Origin of the sequence: Mesorhizobium sp. BH1-1-4 (assembly GCF_020165665.1) — a bacterium.
Classification (GTDB): Bacteria; Pseudomonadota; Alphaproteobacteria; order Rhizobiales; family Rhizobiaceae; genus Mesorhizobium.
In genome coordinates this window covers 201,646-216,155 of sequence record NZ_JAIUIN010000002.1, presented here as the reverse complement: position 1 = coordinate 216,155, position 14,510 = coordinate 201,646, and the positions used below count along the sequence as shown (strand labels likewise).

Sequence of the window (14,510 nt, the reverse complement as noted above, 5' to 3'; positions counted from 1 at the left end):
TGGACGTGAGCCCCGAGCGCGTTGTCGCGTCGACAGCGCAATCGGTGAATGTCGGTCAGTAGACGCCCGTCCGGTACCAATGCCGCCATTGCTTGCGATCGTCCAGCTTGCGCATCACTGTGCGGAGCTTTGCGAGAGACAGAGGAATTGGTCCGGACTTGGCTCGCAATGCGGACTGAACGCGATGCCAAAGTCGCGTGGCTTTAATCTCAGGATACAGATCCAGAGCGAAGTCGAGGAGTTCGCCTACAGGTTCGCTCTCGGCGCGGCCAGCATCCAAGATACTGAACACGTGGCGAAGCGCGGTTAGCGCGAGCGCGCGATTTGCATTTTCAAGAAGCGTCTCGATATTGCTCAATTCACAGACTGGATCTTCGAGGGCAGATCGGAATGCGTCACGCCTGGCCTTGAGATCATAAAGATAGCCGGCATGTACGGTTCGCTGCATGCTCGCTTCATGGATACGGTAATAGGCCTGGTCGGCTCCGTTCAGATGCCCAACATCCGATATTGCTGCTGCGCGTAGCCAAAGCTCCATGTCGGCGGAATGCGGCAAGGACGATTTGTAGCCCTTCAGCCGGTGCTGGACACTGGTTCTCATCATGACTTCCGGATTGACAATGAAGTTTTTGCCGGTCAGGCACATACGTTCAACCCAGTCCCTGCCGCTCCAAATCGTCCAGCCGGTGTCGTCTTGCCTTGGACGGGGGAGGAGCGAACCGTAGAGAGATATAGGATTCCCATATACGAGGCCGACTGACGGGTTATGGTTCATAAGCGCGGCTGCTCGCGCGAGTGCGCCCGGAATCAGCAGGTCGTCGGCCGATAGAAGAACAAGATAATCGCTTGTGGTCAGGCCTATACCTTCATTGTAAGTTGCAATATGACCCCTGTTAACCTCATGCCGTATGACGGATACCCTTGCATCCTCAGATGACAGCTTATCGCAGATTTCGGGCGTGTTGTCGGATGACTTATCATCAATAATGAGGACTTTAACGTCCACGCCTGTTTGCGATAGTGCGCTAAGGGCACATAGGTGCAGGTACCTTCCGTAGTTGTAGCAAGGAATGATCACCTGGACGCAAGCCATACATATCTCCGGACTGGCCGTAAGCAACAAATGAAACCGATTAGCCGCAGAACCCTGTTGAAGCCGACGATCGATCGCGGCGCCCCCGCCACGGTTACCGTTGTCATTCCCTGCTACAATTACGCGCGCTACTTGCCCGATGCTGTCGGCAGTGCGCTTTCGCAACCCGGGGTGATTGTCGACGTAGTGATAGTTGACGACGCTTCGACAGACAATAGTCTTGAGACCGCTCGCCAGCTAGCGGCCGGTGACGCGCGGATCACCATTGTGTCGCATGTGCGAAACGCCGGTCCGGTAGAGACCTTTAATGACGGCCTTCGAATTGCACGGGGCGAGTTTCTTGTGCGCCTCGATGCCGATGACTTGCTCACGCCCGCCTCACTTGAACGTTCGGTGGCGGTCATGCGGCAATTCCCTTCCGTAGGTTTGGTATATGGGCATCCTTTGCATTTCAGTGGTGAAGATTTGCCTGCCCATCGCGGCAGACCGACAGCATGGACAGTCTGGCCAGGCCGCAAATGGCTGGCGGATCGCTGCAAGACTGGGTTCAATGTAATCACGTCGCCTGAGGTGTTGATGAGGCGCTGCGTTGTTGACCAGGTCGGAGGGCAAATGCCACTTGCCCATACACACGACATGGAAATGTGGCTTCGTATGTCAGCCTTCTCGGATGTTGCTTACGTCAACGGTGCCGATCAAGCCTGGCATAGGGAACATAGCCAAAGCTTGTCGGCTCGCGAAGTCGATGGTTTTCGCGATCTTCTTGAGCGGCGCGCGGCCTTTGAAACGCTTTTCGTTGGACCAGCGGGCGCACTTTCGGAAGCAACCGATCTGCGTTCTGCAGCGACAAGAGCGCTGGCTTCTCATTCGATAGAAGTGGCCAAGCGCCTCTATGACCATGTCGAGGTGGATCGCGAACTGGTGGCGGCCTTGCGAAACTTTGCGCGTGAATTGGTCCCCGACGTTGAAAAAATTCCGGGCTGGCGCGGGCTGGACAGACGGGCCGCGATTGGTCCGGGACCGGCTGCACGCCATCCGGTTTTCTTTCTCGAACGTGTTGCTAGAGGATTGCGTGATGCTTGGCGGCGTCGGCGTTGGCATTGCGCTGGATATTGACCAGCGTCCATGTGTCGACGGACAAGTGACGTGCGCAGTCGTGCCGCGTGAAATTCCAGAAGTCCTGACGACATTCTTGGGCGTTGCCGGCGCTTCACATGAGAGCCTCCACTCTGTCACCGATGGCGGTGCTAGCGAAAAGCTCTCGACATCTGATCGGTAAGGGGCTTCAGCAGATAGGACCAGACGCTCCGTTCGTCCGTGCGTATGTGAATCTCGGCAGGCATACCCGGTTTGAGGACCTTGGCGTCTGTGAGGCAAATCGAACTGTTTTCAACTTTGACACGTGCCGAGAAGTAGGAGAGTTGACGTTGCTGATCTTTGATCAGATCTGCGGAGATCCGTTGAACCGAGCCTTGGCAAACCGGCGTTGTGCCTGCGTCGAAAGCCGGGAAACGAATTGAAACTCGCTGCCCGGGCCGCACGTCGTCAATGCGCGATGGGGGAATGAGCGCATCCACCACCAGATTGTCGGTATCTGGTATGATCATCATGAGCACTTCCCCTGGGCCGATGACGCCACCGACTGTGTGGACGGAGGATTCCTGTATCATGCCCGACTGCGGCGCGCGGATATCCGTCCTTGCAAGCTCGTCTTCCGCCACGACCATGCGCTCGCTGAGTTCGGTCTGCTTTGCTTCCGTGTCGCGAAGGTCCCCGGCGACCTCGCTGCTCTGTTGCTCGTCAAGCTGGAGTATCTGGAGCGCGGTTTCGCTGATACGAGCCTGCGCTTCGGCGACAGCGGCTGCGAGGCGCCCCGATTCGCCGTGGTTCCGGGTCGCCTCCAACCGGACTCCGCTCAGGCGTTCCTTGGAGACCAATCTCTTCGCGTAGAGCTTCTCGACATCATCGAGATCGCGGTCGAGCAGTACCACCGACTCATCTATGGCCGTCTGCTGGGCCTGAAGGCCTTCGACCTGGCGCTCGAGCTGCTTTGAGCGGCTTTCCAGCTGTGCCTTCTGGCCCGCGAGCGCTGCGGCACGGCTTTTGAACACCGCACGCTCGCCATTGACAAGTGCCGTCACCTGCAAATCCCCTATCCGAGCCCGAACGTTCGGTGGGAGCTGCATTTCCGGGAGACCTTGTCGCTCCGCCTCAAGTCGCGCCAGCCGAACGGTGGCGCGATCGAGATCCTGGCTGACGATGCGCAGATTTGCCCGCGTCAAAGTATCGTCAAGCCTGACAAGAACATCCCCTGCTCTGACATGGTCCCCGTCCTGGACGAATATGCCTCCTACTGTGCCGCCGGTCTGATGTTGAATTTTCTTTGTGTTGCTCTCCACCACCACGGTTGCCGGCGCAATCACCGCGCCCGAGATCTTGGTCAATCCGAGCCAGAGCCCCCCACCAGCGACAAGCAGGAAGCAGGTAGCCATGCCCAGGACCAGATTGGCGTGGATGCCATCCGCCATTTCGAATGGGTCCATTCGGGCCAATCTGCCTCCACTATCGGCAGGCACATATGTGGACATGATCACGTTAGTTATGAACCTCACGCGCGCTTACGGCCTTCTGCAGCGGCACGACTGAAGCCGGCCGTTCCGCGGCAGGCGGGAACGGCCGAACCACGTTGGCGAGAACGTCTTCGCGCGAGCCAAAGGAATGCAGCGCTCCTTTCGACATGACCAGCACCTGGTCGATATTGGTCAAGGCCGAAGGACGATGGGCAACAATGATGACGATGCCTCCACGCTGACGTACCGCCAATATGGCTCCCGCCAGGGCCACATCGCCGTCCACGTCCAGATTTGAGTTTGGCTCATCCAGGACAACGAGAAACGGATCGCCATAGAGTGCCCTCGCTAGCCCGATAAGCTGCCTCTGCCCGCCCGCCAGAGCCATTCCTCCTTCACCCACGCGCGTTTGGAAACCTCTCGGCATACGCATGATCATTTTGTCAATGCCAGCAGCTCGGGCCGCTGCCAGAACGCCTTTGGGGTCATCCCTGCCACCAAACCTCGAGATGTTGTCGGCAACCGTGCCATCGAACAGTTCGACGTCCTGTGGCAGGTAGCCGATATGTATGCCGAGCTGCTCCGAATCCCATTGATCGAGCGATGCTCCATCTAACCGAACGGTTCCACGAAGCGGCTGCCAGACCCCGACCAGCGCCCTGACGAGCGTCGTTTTCCCGGACCCGCTCGGGCCGAGAATGGCCATTCCAGCGCCTCTCGACAGCTGGAAGCTGACATTTAGGACCGTTGGTTTTTGCATGTCGCCCGGCGGGGCAACCGTCAACTCCTCAACCGCAAGCACCGCGTGGGGCGGCGGCAATTCCATGAGTTTGTCCTTGCCACCATAAGTACGCAGTGCTGCTGACAGTTGCGAATAGCTCTGCCGGGTCGCCAGAAATCCTCTCCAGTTAGCGATCGCCGCATCAACCGGCGCCAGCGAGCGTCCAAGCAGTATGGAAGACGCGATGATCACCCCGGGAGAGGCTTCGCCTCCGATCACCAGATATGCACCGAGCCCTAGGACAGAAGACTGCAAGGCCATCCGAAGTGCCTTCGACAACGAACCTGCGGCACCTACGATGTCAGAAAGCCGTTCCTGGTGGATGAGATATGTGTGGATGATCTCGTTCCAGCGCTGACCTATTCGCACGGAAAGGCCCATTGCATGAACAACCTCTGCATTGCGGCGCCCAGATTCAGCAATGGTGCGCTGCTCTAACAGAGCATCCGATGCACGCGCCGCCGGCAGGCGTGCAAGGAATTCTGCCACCACCGTCAACAGAACGACGCCGGTCGCACCAACTGTCGCAAGCACACCCAGCGCGGGGTGCAGCAGATAAATGACAATTAGATAGAACGGTATCCACGGAGCATCAAAGACGACAGTGGGACCTGGGCCAGAAAGAAAACCGCGCAACTGGTCCAAATCTCGAAGCGGCTGCATTCGAACCGCCTCGGCGCCGGCAACGAGTGGCAGGGAGAGCGATAGCGAAAACACTTTTTGTTGGAGATTTCTGTGGAGGCGGTTGCCTATACGCACGAGCACCCTCAGCCGAACGAAATCGAGAAGACCGTAGACCGCATACAGGCCCAACATCCCAATCGTAAATCCCACAAGCGTCGGTACGCTCTGCGAAGGCAGCACGCGATCGTAGACTTGCAGCATGTAGACCGAGCCGGTCAGGCCCAGAACGTTGATGACTGCTGAAAACAGACCAACGCCAATCAGGGCAGGCGTACAGCCGACCATAGCCGACCGCAAATCCAAGGCGCCGCCTTCCCTCAGCTTCATGATCAGCCCGGTCCTATCCGTCACCTGGTTTGCGAACTTTAGGTTGCGCTAACGCATGTACTTTTGGTTAATGAAAATATAGCAAAATCGTGACGCAGCCATGAGAAACCGGGGATTGCACCTACCAAATTCGGGGGATAACCGGGATATGTCTCAGTACTAAGCAGCCTTGCGTGGCCCGGTTCGCGCCTTGCCCTGAGGCGGGCCGGCCGATGGATCGGTCGGCACGAGGCCATAAATAACGAACCTAACGAGCGCTCGCTCCATTCGCAACCTGGCGGACTACAAGAATGAGGGGCAGCGGCTGTTTTCTTCTCGCATGGGCATGAAGCGCTTCGAGCTGTCAGCGGTGGGTTTATGTAGCAATTCGTTACGTCTTGTGACTTGCAGCTTATGGTTAACGGCGGTTACCTCTTTTTAAGCTAATGCTTATACGATTCGGACTTACCAGAGTTGCATCAATCGAACCGGTGCGGGCCGGGGGCATGAAAGGCGACGAGCCGTGGCAAGTACTATCCCCTCAGGATTCCCCGATTCCACCAACACTGGTGTCCCGGCAGGGACAACGTTAACAGCCTACACAGGCCCCATGACGATTACGACCGACGGGACAGTGATCGACGGCAAGATCATTGATGGGTCGCTTCGGATCACAGCCTCGAACGTGGTCATCAAAAACTGTGTCATCACCTATAACGATTGGTGGGGCGTGGACGCAGACGGTGCAAAGAACGTCACCGTTCAAAACAGCACCATCACCGGTCCAGGCAATCAGGGCACAAGCACCGGCGTTATCCTGGGAAGCGGAAATTTCATAGGCAATAACATTTCCGGAGGAGAGCACGGCATCGTCTTGACCGACGGCGCCAGCGTGGTGAAAGGGAATTACCTTCACGATGGCGGCAGCGCCTTGGCCGATCCGCACATCGGCGGCATTTCGCTCAAAGGCGGGCAAAACAATGTTTTGATTGAAGATAATACAGTTATCGGTAAGGACACCTCCGATATCTTCTTGCAGAACACCTTTGGACCAATCACCAACGTCACGATAAATCACAACTACCTAGCCGGCGATGTTGGGTATAATATTTACGTAGAGGGCCGCTTCGATACTGGACCGACGACGGGCGTGTCCATTACAAACAATTATATTGTAAAGGGCTTTTACGGCTATTACTCGACTTCCGAAGCCTCGCCTGCGATTTCAGGTAACACCGAGGTTTTGCCAGGAGCGACACCAACTCCAACTCCGGACCCCGATCCAGCCCCAGTGCCAACTCCACCGCCGGAGAAACACACCTTCTTTGGCACTTCGGGCAATGACGTATTCCATGGGACCACCGGGATCGATACGATGACCGGCGGGCTCGGTAACGACACCTATTATGCCGACAATGCCGGCGACAAGGTCGTGGAGGCAAAGAACGGTGGCAATGACACGGTCCTCGCTTCCGTGAGCTATGCGCTTTCGGCTGGCTCACAGGTCGAGCATCTCGCCACGACGAACCCGGCCGGCACAACGCCGATCGACCTGACAGGCAATGAGTTCGCCCAGACGATTGACGGCAACGCCGGTGCCAACACAATCGACGGACGCGGCGGCGCCGACACGATGACCGGTTATGGCGGCAACGATACCTATATCGTGGACAACGTCGGCGACAAGGTGATCGAAAAGGTTGGTGGCGGCGAGGACTCAGTACGCGCGTCGGTAAGCTTCGCGCTTTCGGCTGGCTCGGAGGTCGAGCATCTCGCCACCACGAACGCGGCCGGCACAACGGCGATCAACCTGACCGGCAATGAGTTCGCCCAAACCATTGACGGCAACGCCGGCGCCAACACCATCGACGGGCGCGGCGGCGCCGATACGATGACCGGTTATGGTGGTAACGATACCTATATCGTCGACAACATCGGCGACAAGGTGATCGAGAAGGTGGGTGGCGGCGAGGACTCGGTGCGCGCCTCGGTGAGCTACGCGCTGTCGGCTGGCTCGGAGATCGAACATCTGGCCACCACAAACCAGTCTGGTCGTGGAGCGATCAATCTGGCCGGTAATGAATTTTCCCAGACCATTAAAGGCAATGCCGGCGCCAATGTCATAAATGGCGGCGGCGGCGCTGATGTCTTGACTGGAAACGGCGGCAAGGACGTCTTCGTTTTCAAGGCCGCTCTTGGGGCTGGAAATGTTGACAAGATCACCGACTTCTCGGTCTCGCAAGATAAGATTCTCCTCGATCACAACGTGTTTGCGGGCCTTCAGCCAGGCGCTCTGTCGGGCCAGGCTTTCTATGCCGGTGCAAGCGCGCATGACAGCACCGACCGCATCATCTACAACAGTTCGACCGGCGCCCTCTATTTTGACAGTGATGGAAGCGGCGGCGCGCATCAGATCCAGTTCGCGACCCTTTCCGCGCATCTTCCGCTTACGGCATCGTCATTCGTCATTTCATGAGCAGATAGCGCCCCGTGCGGACCATCCGCTCGGGGCGCGACAGTTTGGATTCTTGTCCAGACCAGGATGTCTGGCCCATGCATCTTGCCGACGAGGCGTCCAGATGGCGCCGGCCTGCATTCGGAACGACAAGTGACGGTAGGCCAAAGGCGACCCGGCTGGACCGTCGCAAGCTCGCGAGCCACCGATTGCCAAGGACGATACAGCGCGGACGGCTGCTCGACGCAGGGCTGCATAGGCAAAGCTCGTTCATGGTCGCTGAGTGCATTGCAGGCCTTCAGGCTTCGAGACGACCTGCGTCGTTGATCCCCCAAAGTGGTACTCCGCCAAGTGCTGATAGCACCCGATTGTTATCCTCCAAAAAAGGGGGGTATCGTCCGATAGAAGTATTCACGACCCTATGGACGCCAACCATGCATACTTCACCACATTGAGGCATCCCTTTTTGCATCCCACGCCTGGCGCGTTTCGTTGACAAGTTCTTGGATGCGGTGAAGATGGATTGCCTATGTGGCTACGATCGTGATCTTCTGCCTTGGGTTTGTTGCCGGCATGGTCGGTGCCCTCGCGCTCCGCGGCTATATTTCTGCTATCCTGGACGCTCATCCGACAAGCAGTCATCAGCGTCTTGGCCGCAGCTGAGGCCTTTTACGGCCTTTGGTGATCGGCAGAGGCTGTGAAGCGACGTCGAATGCCCGATCTTTCAGTTGAAGCGGGATCACCAGTATCGTAGCCAGCGGCTCGATCTGCGCTTCGTCTTGAGATGAACGTTCCGACGCAAGTCACCGGCTTTGCGGTGCCTTTTGTATTGAAATGCCAGCCGGCACCGACTGCCAATCTGATTACGCTGCTACCACTTTACGGCAGGTGCGTACCCCGTTTTCTCACGTTTACGTTCGACCGCAAAAGCCATCTCTATCGGGAAGGCTTCGGCTCCCGTGTTCGACTTTGGCAGAGATGACGAGATGGCCTTTGCGTTTTCGATTTTCCCAAGACGTGAACGAGACGGTCGCTGTTGCGGTGACGAAGAGTGGGGACGCTAAATGGTTGATAGATTGGGGCACGCGTAATGATTTCCTCAAGTGTTGTGTTGGACGAGGGCGTGGTCATTCACCATCCTCAATTGGTCAATCTCTACGGCTGCACCATCGGAGCCGGATCGCGCATTGGCACATTCGTAGAAATCCAGAAGAACGCGGTCGTGGGCAGGAACTGCAAGATCTCCAGCCACAGCTTCGTGTGCGAAGGCGTCACGCTTGACGATGGCGTCTTCGTCGGTCACGGCGTGATGTTCACCAACGATCCGCACCCGCGCGCACTGACCCATGACGGGGAATTGCAAACCGACAGTGACTGGAGCGTCGTTCCGACCCTTGTGCGCCGCAACGCATCGATCGGCAGCAACGCAACGATCCTGGCAGGCATCACTATTGGAGAAGGCGCGATGGTCGGCGCCGGTGCCGTGGTCACGCACGACGTCCCTGACTTCGCCATCGTGGCCGGTGTGCCGGCTAAAATCATCGGCAGGACAAAGGACGCGCCACCAAAATGTGAGCCCACTGCAGCCGTCCGGAGAGTCAAATGATCGGCGTTGCTGTGGTGGGTTACGGCTATTGGGGGCCAAATCTCGTCCGAAATCTGGCCGAAACGCCGGGAGTAAATCTGATTGCAGTTTGCGATCTCAGGAAGGAGCGGCTCGCACCACTGCACAGCCGATATCCGACCGTTTCACTTACCGACGATTTCGAGGCCGTACTGCGCGATCCTCGGGTCGATGCCGTTGCCATAGCGACGCCGGTTTCATCACATTTCCGCCTGGCGCTGAGCGCCTTGATGGCTGGCAAACACGTGTTCGTTGAAAAGCCCATCGCATCAACCGCCGAAGAGGCGCAACGGCTTGTCGATGAAGCGGCGCGCCGTCGGCTGGTGCTGGCGGTCGACCACACATTCATTCACACCGGAGCGGTCCGAAAGATGCACGAACTCGTCCAGACGGGCTTGGGCGAAATGTATTACTACGACTCCGTGCGGGTGAATCTGGGACTTTTCCAGCATGATGTGAGCGTGATCTGGGATCTCGCGGTCCATGACCTGTCCATCCTCGACTACGTCCTGCCCGAACGGCCAGTCGCGGTCTCGGCCACCGGAATTAGCCATGTTCCCGGCGAGCCGGAAAATATCGCCTATCTCAACCTGTTCTTCGAAAGCAATCTGATCGCCCATATCCATGTCAATTGGCTGGCGCCGGTGAAGGTGCGGCGGACTCTGATCGGCGGAAGCCGCAAGATGATCGTCTACGACGATCTGGAACCGAGCGAGAAGATCAAGGTCTACGACAAAGGCATCACGGTGAACGGCAACCCCAACGCCAAGGGTGAGACCCGATATCAGGCGCTGGTTGGCTATCGCACCGGCGATATGTGGGCCCCGCAGATCGACATGACCGAAGCCCTCGGCATCGAGCTTCGCGAATTCGTTTCCTGCGTCGAAAACAACGGCACACCGCTTGCGGACGGACACGCCGGCGTCCGGGTGGTTCGCATTCTGGAGGCCGCAACCCAGTCCTTGGCACAGCGCGGCCGCGTGGTCGACCTCGAACAGATGAGACGCGTGGCATGATTCCGTTTCTGGACTTGAAGGCTCAGTACGCAAGCATCAAGAATGAGATCGACGCAGCCGTTCTGGGCGTACTCGCATCGACGCAGTATGTTCTGGGAGACGAGGTCGCGAAGTTCGAGCAAGAGTTCGCAGCGTTTTGCGGCACCAAACACGCGGTAGCGGTCAATACCGGCACGAGTGGTCTCCACTTGGCCTTGCTGGCTGCCGGCGTGGGGCCGGGCGACGAAGTTATAACCGTTCCATTCACCTTCGTCGCAACGGTTTCGGCCATCTGCTACGCTGGCGCGCTGCCGGTGCTCGTGGACGTCGTGCCAACGACGCTGACCATGGACCCTGCCAAGCTCGAGGCCGCGATTACGCCAAAAACCAAGGCGATCATTCCCGTTCATCTTTATGGCCAGATGGCCGACATGACGTCCATCATGCAAATAGCCAATCGTCATGGCATCGCCGTACTCGAGGATGCATGCCAGGCGCACGGCGCCGAGTACCACGAGCGCCGGGCGGGGAGCATCGGCGTTTCGGGATGCTTCAGCTTCTATCCAGGCAAAAATCTTGGCGCCTGTGGCGAGGGTGGAATCGTCGTCACCAACGACGACGAACACATGAAGACCATCCGCATGCTGCGCGACTGGGGCCAAGACCGGCGATATCATCACGCCCTCAAGGGTTTCAACTATCGCATGGATGGCATCCAGGGCGCTATCTTGCGCGTCAAACTTCGATACCTCGACGCATGGACGGCCGCGCGCAGAAGCCGCGCGCGCCAATACACAAAGCTTCTTTCAGGGTCGCGGCGAGTAGAGACGCCGGTGGAAGCGGCTGGACGTCGCCATGTCTACCACATCTACGCCGTCAGGACGGCCGATCGCGATCGCCTGCAGCAGGATTTGCAGCAGGAAGGGGTGCAATCCGGTCTACACTATCCCATCCCAGTACATCTGCAAAAAGCACATGCCGATCTGGGCTACACGATCGGTGATTTTCCGGTGTCGGAACGTGCCGCGCGCGAGGTTCTGTCGCTGCCGATCTATCCGGAAATGACATCGGACCAGATCGAACATGTCGCTGCCGCTGTGGAGCAGATGGCTCATGTCGATTGACATCAAGGGAGCGGCCCGGATTGTTGCCTCGGTCCACGGACGCCAAGACGTCTCCGATCCGGAATTCGAAAAAGGGCTCGCCGATGCTGTTTTGGCTCACTACGGCCGTACGGGGCTGATTGAACTCTACGGCCGGTTTTCGGCCGGCGACGGTCCGATAGATACTATGATGCGCCGGTTAATCTGGCGCAGCCTCGCGCGTCGATGCGGGGCCGGCTTGCAGGTCGGAAATGGCGCCGTTTTCAGGCATCCGGAGACGTTCGAGTTCGGCGATGGCGTGTTCATCGGCGCGCAGGCCTGCATCCAGGGCCGGCACGACGGCATGTGCATCCTCGGCGAAAAAGTCTGGATAGGCCCGCAAGCCTTCCTCGACGCAAGAAATCTAGTCATGGGCGACTTCGTCGGCTGGGGCCCAGGCGCGAAAATTCTTGGATCGACACATAGCGGCGTTCCAGCCGATGTGCCGATCGTGCGCACGGACCTCGTCATCGAGCCGGTTGTGATCGAAGCCTGGGCTGATATCGGAACCAACGCGACCATCCTGCCGGGCGTGACTGTCGGCAAGGGAGCGATCGTTGGCGCCGGCGCCGTGGTGACACAGAACGTCGAACCCTTCTCCATTGTCGCGGGTGTGCCGGCGAAATTCCTGCGCTGGCGCACAGATTCCGAGCTCGTCCGCGCCGCCGAACAAAAGAACGGAACAATGCAGTGAAAGACAAGCGCATTCTCATTACCGGTGGTGCTGGCCTGATCGGCTCTCACATCACTGATCTTGTCGCGCTGGAGCACCCTCGCGAAATTGTAATCCTTGACAATTTCGTCCGCGGGCGGCGCGAAAACCTTCAAGGCGCAGCCGCCCAATCGAACCTGACGATTGTCGAAGGTGATATTCGGGACCGCGCGCTATTGGCCGAGCTCTTCGAGGGCATTGATATCGTCTTTCATCAAGCGGCCATCCGCATAACCCAGTGTGCCGAAGAACCACGCCTGGCTTTCGATGTGCTGGCGGGTGGCACTTTTGATGTCCTTGAAGCCGCTGTTAGCGCCGGCGTGTCGAAGGTTGTTGCCGCATCGTCGGCCTCGGTGCTTGGACTTGCCCAAAGCTTTCCAACCACTGAAGCGCATCATTCTTACAATAACCGGACGATCTATGGCGCGGCGAAGGCGTTCAATGAAGGGCTCTTGCGGTCTTTCAACGATATGTATGGCCTGCGTTACGTCGCACTGCGCTACTTCAACGTCTATGGGCCGCGCATGGACGTTCATGGAGCCTATACGGAGGTTCTGATCCGCTGGATGGAGCGTCTCGCGGTCGGGCAGCCGCCGCTAATCCACGGCGACGGCTCTCAGACGATGGATTTCGTACACGTCCACGACATTGCACGGGCCAATATACTCGCGGCAAAATCCGCGGTGGAGGACGACGTGTTCAATGTCGCCAGTGGGACGGAAACGAGCCTTCTCGACCTTGCGCAAGCCTTGTCGCGCATCATGGGTTCCTCGATCGCGCCGCAACATGCGCCGGCGCGCAAGGTCAATGCGGTCTCGCGCAGGCTGGCCGACACGCAAAGAGCCAAGCAGATCCTGGGCTTTGAGGCTAAGCTTACCCTCGACGAAGGGCTTCGCGACCTCGTGGCCTGGTGGCGCCAGGAACGTTGCGCCGCCGCAGCGATCGCTGCCGAATGACCCGAGCGTTTCATCAAATACCCGTAGCCAGACCGGTCCTCGATGAGAAGGAGGCTTTGGCGGCACAGCGGGTCGTCTTGTCTGGATGGGTGACGCAGGGACCCGAAGTAGCGGCTTTTGAACGCGAATTCGCCGAGCTTGTTGGCGCTCCGTTTGCATGCGCAGTATCAAACTGCACGACCGCCCTGCATCTTGCGCTGATGGCTGTCGGTGTCGGTCAGGGCGACGAAGTGACCACCGTCAGCCATTCGTTCATCGCAACCGCCAATGCGATACGGTATTGCGGCGCAACTCCGGTTTTCATCGATATCGAGCCTCAGGGGTTCAATATCGATCCGAACCTGATCGAGGCTGCGATTACACCACGCACAAAAGCTATAGTGTGCGTTCATCAACTCGGGATGCCGTGCGACCTCAGTCGGATCGTCGAGATTGGCAAGCAGCGTTCCATACCGGTCATAGAGGACGCGGCCTGCGCCATTGGCAGTGAGATATTGTGGAACGGGCAGTGGGAAAAAATTGGCGCACCGCGCGGTGACATCGCCTGTTTTTCCTTTCATCCACGCAAGGTCATCACCACCGGCGATGGCGGCATGCTCACGACTGTCAACGCCGACCATGATCGCCAGTTTCGTCTTTGGCGCCAGCATGGCATGAGCGTCACCGATGCCGTCAGGCATGGCTCCAAGTCGGTCATCTACGAAAACTACGATCTGATCGGCTACAATTATCGGTTGACCGACCTGCAAGCAGCGATCGGGCGAGAGCAGCTGCGCCGGCTGCCCGATATTATCGCATCGCGGCGGCGGATCGCCGATCAGTATGGTGAACAATTGCAGTATGTTGACGGTATCACGCTCCCTGTCGAGCCGCAGTGGGCGCGCAGCAACTGGCAAAGTTACGGCGTGCAACTGCCGCCGTGGGCAGATCAACGCGCTACGATGCAAGCACTACTCGACCGAGGAATTTCCACCCGCCGCGGCATCATGAACAGTCACCTGGAGAAGGCATACTCAGCCCCAGGCAGCTGCCGCCTGTCGGGGGATTTGCAACTCAGCACGAGCGCGCAAAGCGGCACGATCATCCTGCCGCTGTTCGCCCAGATGACGGCGGCCGAGGTGTCGCTTGTCGTCGACACACTGGCAGACGTAGTGGGTCAGCCAGCGCAACGGGCGCAGGCCTGAGGCCTGGC

General features: G+C 58.3%; 11 protein-coding genes. 8 read left to right on the top strand and 3 right to left on the bottom strand.

Annotated features, from left to right (window positions below; all coding sequences use genetic code 11):
• Positions 1-55: 55 nt before the first annotated feature.
• Positions 56-1,093: a glycosyltransferase family 2 protein gene (locus LB569_RS04665; protein ID WP_224691288.1), complete on the bottom strand. Its 1,038-nt coding sequence runs from the start codon at positions 1,091-1,093 to the stop codon at positions 56-58.
• Between the two features lie 57 nt (positions 1,094-1,150).
• Here LB569_RS04665 and LB569_RS04660 point away from each other — a divergent pair, with 57 nt between their 5' ends.
• Positions 1,151-2,209 (top strand): glycosyltransferase family 2 protein, encoded by a 1,059-nt coding sequence (locus tag LB569_RS04660; RefSeq protein ID WP_224691287.1) that lies wholly within the window; start codon positions 1,151-1,153, stop codon positions 2,207-2,209.
• A 131-nt stretch (positions 2,210-2,340) separates the two neighbouring features.
• Here the strand turns inward: LB569_RS04660 and LB569_RS04655 are convergent, their stop codons facing one another.
• Both LB569_RS04655 and LB569_RS04650 read right to left on the bottom strand, forming a co-directional pair.
• Entirely contained in the window at positions 2,341-3,636 is a 1,296-nt protein-coding gene (locus LB569_RS04655) for an HlyD family type I secretion periplasmic adaptor subunit (protein ID WP_224691286.1), read from the bottom strand.
• A 52-nt stretch (positions 3,637-3,688) separates the two neighbouring features.
• Positions 3,689-5,455: a type I secretion system permease/ATPase gene (locus tag LB569_RS04650; protein WP_224691285.1), complete on the bottom strand. Its 1,767-nt coding sequence runs from the start codon at positions 5,453-5,455 to the stop codon at positions 3,689-3,691.
• Positions 5,456-6,044: 589 nt separating this feature from the next.
• Between LB569_RS04650 and LB569_RS04645 the strand changes: the two genes are divergently transcribed.
• The 7 genes from LB569_RS04645 (at position 6,045) to LB569_RS04615 (ending at position 14,502) form a co-directional block, all read left to right on the top strand.
• On the top strand, positions 6,045-7,910 hold the full coding sequence (locus tag LB569_RS04645; RefSeq protein ID WP_224691284.1) for a right-handed parallel beta-helix repeat-containing protein: 1,866 nt from the start codon (positions 6,045-6,047) through the stop codon (positions 7,908-7,910).
• Positions 7,911-8,979: 1,069 nt separating this feature from the next.
• Positions 8,980-9,495, top strand: a complete 516-nt coding sequence (locus tag LB569_RS04640) for an acyltransferase (RefSeq protein ID WP_224691283.1) — start codon at positions 8,980-8,982, stop codon at positions 9,493-9,495.
• Entirely contained in the window at positions 9,492-10,529 is a 1,038-nt protein-coding gene (locus tag LB569_RS04635; RefSeq protein WP_224691282.1) for a Gfo/Idh/MocA family protein, read from the top strand. The genes LB569_RS04640 and LB569_RS04635 overlap by 4 nt, the downstream gene beginning before the upstream one ends.
• A complete protein-coding gene (locus LB569_RS04630; protein WP_224691281.1) occupies positions 10,526-11,632 on the top strand; it encodes a DegT/DnrJ/EryC1/StrS family aminotransferase in 1,107 nt (368 codons plus the stop codon). Before LB569_RS04635 ends, LB569_RS04630 begins: the two co-directional genes overlap by 4 nt.
• Positions 11,622-12,344, top strand: a complete 723-nt coding sequence (locus LB569_RS04625; protein ID WP_224691280.1) for an acyltransferase — start codon at positions 11,622-11,624, stop codon at positions 12,342-12,344. The genes LB569_RS04630 and LB569_RS04625 overlap by 11 nt, the downstream gene beginning before the upstream one ends.
• A complete protein-coding gene (locus LB569_RS04620; RefSeq protein ID WP_224691279.1) occupies positions 12,341-13,318 on the top strand; it encodes an NAD-dependent epimerase/dehydratase family protein in 978 nt (325 codons plus the stop codon). The genes LB569_RS04625 and LB569_RS04620 overlap by 4 nt, the downstream gene beginning before the upstream one ends.
• Entirely contained in the window at positions 13,315-14,502 is a 1,188-nt protein-coding gene (locus tag LB569_RS04615) for a DegT/DnrJ/EryC1/StrS family aminotransferase (RefSeq protein ID WP_224691278.1), read from the top strand. The genes LB569_RS04620 and LB569_RS04615 overlap by 4 nt, the downstream gene beginning before the upstream one ends.
• The last annotated feature ends 8 nt before the right edge of the window (positions 14,503-14,510 follow it).

Bases quoted from the DNA above. Each gene is read 5' to 3' on its own strand.
- LB569_RS04645 (WP_224691284.1), top strand. From the start codon at position 6,045: ATGACGATTACGACCGACGGGACAGTGATCGACGGCAAGATCATTGAT.
- LB569_RS04630 (WP_224691281.1), top strand. From the start codon at position 10,526: ATGATTCCGTTTCTGGACTTGAAGGCTCAGTACGCAAGCATCAAGAAT.
- LB569_RS04665 (WP_224691288.1), bottom strand. From the start codon at position 1,093: ATGGCTTGCGTCCAGGTGATCATTCCTTGCTACAACTACGGAAGGTAC.
- LB569_RS04635 (WP_224691282.1), top strand. From the start codon at position 9,492: ATGATCGGCGTTGCTGTGGTGGGTTACGGCTATTGGGGGCCAAATCTC.
- LB569_RS04625 (WP_224691280.1), top strand. From the start codon at position 11,622: ATGTCGATTGACATCAAGGGAGCGGCCCGGATTGTTGCCTCGGTCCAC.
- LB569_RS04640 (WP_224691283.1), top strand. From the start codon at position 8,980: ATGATTTCCTCAAGTGTTGTGTTGGACGAGGGCGTGGTCATTCACCAT.
- LB569_RS04615 (WP_224691278.1), top strand. From the start codon at position 13,315: ATGACCCGAGCGTTTCATCAAATACCCGTAGCCAGACCGGTCCTCGAT.
- LB569_RS04655 (WP_224691286.1), bottom strand. From the start codon at position 3,636: ATGGACCCATTCGAAATGGCGGATGGCATCCACGCCAATCTGGTCCTG.
- LB569_RS04650 (WP_224691285.1), bottom strand. From the start codon at position 5,455: ATGAAGCTGAGGGAAGGCGGCGCCTTGGATTTGCGGTCGGCTATGGTC.